Genomic DNA, 4,220 nt, shown 5'->3' with positions numbered 1-4,220 from the left:
TCTCGCGGGCCAGAAGTTCATCTAAGGCTCACTGGCCCGCTCGAGGCTCACCACCCCTTCCGCCCCTCAGACTTCGTATTCCGCAGGAGAGCAATCCCATGGCTGAAGTTCTCGTCTACGTCGACCACGCAGACGGTGCCGTCCGCAAGCCCACCCTGGAGCTGCTGACGCTGGCCCGCCGCATCGGCGAGCCCGTGGCCGTCGCGCTGGGTGCCGGTGCCGCCGACACCGCCGCCGCGCTCGCCGAGCACGGCGCGACCCGTGTCCTCACCCACGACGCCGCCGAGTACGCCGACTACCTGGTCGTCCCCAAGGTCGACGCCCTCCAGGCCGCGGTCGAGGCCGTCTCCCCGGCCGCCGTGCTGGTCCCCTCCTCCGCCGAGGGCAAGGAGATCGCCGCCCGTCTGGCGCTGCGCATCGGCTCCGGCATCATCACCGACGCCGTCGACCTGGAGGCCGGCGACGAGGGCCCGATCGCGACGCAGTCGGTGTTCGCCGCCTCGTTCACCACCACCTCCCGTGTCTCCAAGGGCACCCCGGTCATCACGGTCAAGCCCAACAGCGCCGCCGTGGAGCCGGCTCCGGCCGCAGGCGCGGTCGAGGCGCTGGACGTGACCTTCTCCGCCGCCGCGACCGGCACCAAGGTCACCGGCCGCACCCCGCGTGAGTCGACGGGCCGTCCGGAGCTGACCGAGGCCGCGATCGTGGTCTCCGGCGGCCGTGGCGTCAACGGCGCGGAGAACTTCGCGATCATCGAGGCCCTGGCCGACTCCCTCGGCGCGGCCGTGGGCGCCTCGCGCGCTGCCGTCGACGCGGGCTGGTACCCGCACACCAACCAGGTCGGCCAGACCGGCAAGAGCGTGTCCCCGCAGCTGTACATCGCCTCCGGCATCTCCGGCGCCATCCAGCACCGGGCCGGCATGCAGACCTCGAAGACGATCGTGGCGATCAACAAGGACGCCGAGGCCCCGATCTTCGACCTCGTCGACTACGGCGTCGTCGGCGACCTCTTCGACGTCGTCCCCCAGCTCACCGAGGAGATCAACACCCGCAAGGGCTGATCGACCCCGGCTGCTCCGAGGCCCCTGTGCCCCACGTGGTCACAGGGGCCTCGGCTCATCCGAGGCTCAGCGACGCCTGCACCGGCAGATGGTCACTCGGATACATCCCGTCCATCGAGAAGGTGTTCATCGACGCCCAGTGCGTGGTCACTCCGGGTGTGGTGAGGATCCAGTCGATGCGCCGCCCGTCCGGTCTCGGCGTCTTGTACCCGTGGTACGTCCCGTACGCGGGGCTCCGCGAGACCGCCGCGTCCCACGCGTCCACCAGCCCGATGTCCAGCATCAGGTCGTACACCCGGTTGTCGTGGGCCGCCGCGTTGAAGTCGCCGGTGACGACGACCGGTAACGACTGGTCGAACTTGGCGAGCGTCTCGCCGATGAGCCCCGCCGAGCGCTCACGGGCGTACTGGCTGACACTGTCGAGGTGGGTGTTGAGGACGTAGAACTCCCGGCCCCCGTCGGCGAGATCGGCGAAGCGCACCCAGGTCACCATGCGCAGCCAGTCCGCGCCCCAGGTATTGGAGGCGATGGTGTACGGGGTGTCCGAGAGCCAGAAGTGATCGAACTCGATCGGGTCGAGTCTGCGGGTGTCGTAGAAGATCGCCATGAACTCGTCCTTGCTGCCACCCCCACGACCGGTGCCGATCCAGTCGTAGTCCCCGCCCAGATCCTTCTCGATCATGCGGAGTTGCTGGTAGAGCCCCTCCTGGGTGCCGATGACATGAGGTCGCTCGCGGCGCAGCAGCTCCCGCATCACCGGGCGGCGCACCGCCCAGCGGGGCGTCTTGTCGACGACGGTCGCGAAGCGGACGTTGAACGTCATCACGTTCAGGGCGCCCGCGTACTCGCCGGCGGAAGCGGGCTGTGAGGAGCCCGCGGTGGTGAGCAGCGGCGCTGCGATGGCGACGGCTGCCGCGGACTTGAGCCCTTGGCGGCGCGTCACGCCGACCTCGTTCGGCACGTGATCTCCCTCCCCTTCCCCTTGGAGTCAGGATGAAGCTTGCCTACTGAATACGGAAGAAGTCGGCGGGACAGCAGTGACCAGGGGGAGAGCATGGGAAATCCCACTTCGAGACGGTGTTGACCGAGGCGAAGATCCACAGTTAGCTTCGTTATACGGATTGTTGATTCCGTAAAGCGGAAAACGGAGGGCGTGGAATGGGGCAGGGCCGACAGGAGCACGTGGCGACGAGTCTCGCGGGCACCGTCAGCGAGGAGATCAGCGCCTCCCTCGCCCCCGTCGACGCGGAACTGGAGCGCCGCTACCCGGGCGACCCCGGCACCCGCCAGCCCGTGCACACCGTCTACGTCCCCGGTGACGTCTTCGCCGCCGACACCGTCCGCAGCTGGGGCGACCGGGCACTCGCCGCCCTCGACGAGCACGCCCCCGACGCCGCCTCCTTCGCCGCCGTCCTCGGCCTCGCCGACGACCTCGCCGAGCCCGTGTACGACCGCGTCCGCGCCAAACTGGAGCGCGAGCCGATCGAAGACCTCCGCGTCGACTTCGAGGACGGCTACGGGCCGCGCCCCGACGCCGAGGAGGACGAGACGGCCGCCCGCGCCGCCCGGCTGATCGCCGAGGCGTACGCCAAGGGCACGGCCGCCCCGTACATGGGCATCCGTATGAAGTGCATGGAGGCGCCCGTCCGCGACCGGGGCATCCGCACCCTCGACATCTTCCTCACCGGCCTGCTGGAGGCCGGCGGTCTGCCCGACGGCCTCGTGCTCACCCTCCCCAAGGTGACCTACGCCGAGCAGGTCACCGCCATGGCCCGGCTGCTGGACGCCTTCGAGAAGGCGCGCGGCCTCACGCCCGGCCGGATCGGCTTCGAGATCCAGATCGAGACCAGCCAGGCCATCCTCGCCGCCGACGGCACCGCCACCGTCGCCCGCATGATCGACGCCGCCGAGGGCCGCGCCACCGGGCTGCACTACGGCACCTTCGACTACAGCGCCTGCCTCGGTGTCTCCGCCGCCCACCAAGCCAGCGACCACCCCGCCGCCGACCACGCCAAGGCCATCATGCAGGTCGCCGCGGCCGGCACCGGCGTACGCGTCTCGGACGGCTCCACCAACGTCCTGCCCGTCGGCACGACCGAGAAGGTCCACGACGCCTGGCGACTGCACTACGGCCTCACCCGCCGCGCCCTCGCCCGTGCCTACTACCAGGGCTGGGACATGCACCCCGGCCACATCCCCACCCGCTACGCCGCCGTCTTCGCCTTCTACCGCGAGGGCTACGAGCAGGCCGCCGCACGCCTCTCGCGCTACGCCAACCGCGCGGGCGGCGACGTCATGGACGAGCCCGCCACGGCCAAGGCACTCAGCGGCTACCTCCTGCGGGGCCTCGACTGCGGCGCCCTCGACATCGACGAGGTGTCCAGGGCGACCGGTCTGACCCGCACCGACCTGGAGGGCTTCGCGGCACCCCGACGGGCCGACCTGACGATCTCCGGCCGGTGGGCGAGCGGGGCCGAGGACGGGTAAGTAGCGGTCCTGTGACAGCAGTTGCCGCCGGTCCGGGGCGCCCCTCCCGGCACCGTAGGCTGTACGCCCACTCATCGGTTGGTCACAGGAACGGGGCGTAGGTGTCTTCGGGGGCGAACGAACAGGCGGACGGTGTCGGACGGCTTCTCGCCGGGCGGTACCGGGTCGTCGAGCAGCTCGGACGCGGCGGCATGGGCGTGGTCTGGCGGGCCGTGGACGAAGTGCTCCACCGCGAGGTCGCCCTCAAGGAGCTGCGCACCTACACGGACGCCGCCGTGCCCGAACTGGCCGACCTGGGGCTGCGGATGCAGCGCGAGGCCCGGGCCGCCGCCCGCGTCCGGCACCCCGGAGTCGTCGCCGTGCACGACGTGGCCGAGGTCGACGGCCGCCCCCTGATCGTCATGGAACTCGTCGACGGGCCGTCCATGGACGACGTCCTGCGCGACCGGGGCCTGCTCGACCCGCGCGAGGCCGCCGCCATCGGCGCCAAGGTCATGGACGCGCTCGCCGCCGCCCACCGGGTCGGTGTGCTGCACCGCGACGTCAAGCCCGGCAACATCCTCCTCGACCGCTCCGGCCGGGTCGTCCTCACCGACTTCGGCATCGCCACCATGGAGAACCCCGGCGACGGTTCCGCCACCCACCTCACCCGCAGCGGCGAACTCGTCGGCT

Annotated in this window: 4 protein-coding genes; 3 read left to right on the top strand and 1 reads right to left on the bottom strand. The window is 70.9% G+C overall.

The window, feature by feature from the left end:
* The first annotated feature begins 98 nt into the window (after positions 1-98).
* Positions 99-1,061 (top strand): electron transfer flavoprotein subunit alpha/FixB family protein, encoded by a 963-nt coding sequence (locus tag STRIP9103_RS28310; protein ID WP_009326045.1) that lies wholly within the window; start codon positions 99-101, stop codon positions 1,059-1,061.
* Positions 1,062-1,116: 55 nt separating this feature from the next.
* Here the strand turns inward: STRIP9103_RS28310 and STRIP9103_RS28305 are convergent, their stop codons facing one another.
* A complete protein-coding gene (locus STRIP9103_RS28305; protein WP_009326049.1) occupies positions 1,117-2,022 on the bottom strand; it encodes an endonuclease/exonuclease/phosphatase family protein in 906 nt (301 codons plus the stop codon).
* Between the two features lie 197 nt (positions 2,023-2,219).
* Here STRIP9103_RS28305 and STRIP9103_RS28300 point away from each other — a divergent pair, with 197 nt between their 5' ends.
* Together STRIP9103_RS28300 and STRIP9103_RS28295 are read left to right on the top strand one after the other, a co-directional pair.
* Positions 2,220-3,548 carry a DUF6986 family protein gene (locus STRIP9103_RS28300; RefSeq protein ID WP_009326043.1) on the top strand — a complete coding sequence of 443 codons (1,329 nt, stop codon included), beginning with the start codon at positions 2,220-2,222 and terminating at the stop codon, positions 3,546-3,548.
* A 101-nt stretch (positions 3,549-3,649) separates the two neighbouring features.
* On the top strand, positions 3,650-4,220 hold a 571-nt coding region (locus STRIP9103_RS28295; RefSeq protein ID WP_048821135.1), incomplete at its 3' end, for a serine/threonine-protein kinase.

The organism is Streptomyces ipomoeae 91-03 (genome assembly GCF_000317595.1).
GTDB lineage: Bacteria > Actinomycetota > Actinomycetes > Streptomycetales > Streptomycetaceae > Streptomyces > Streptomyces ipomoeae.
This window is presented reverse-complemented; position numbering and strand designations above follow the sequence as displayed.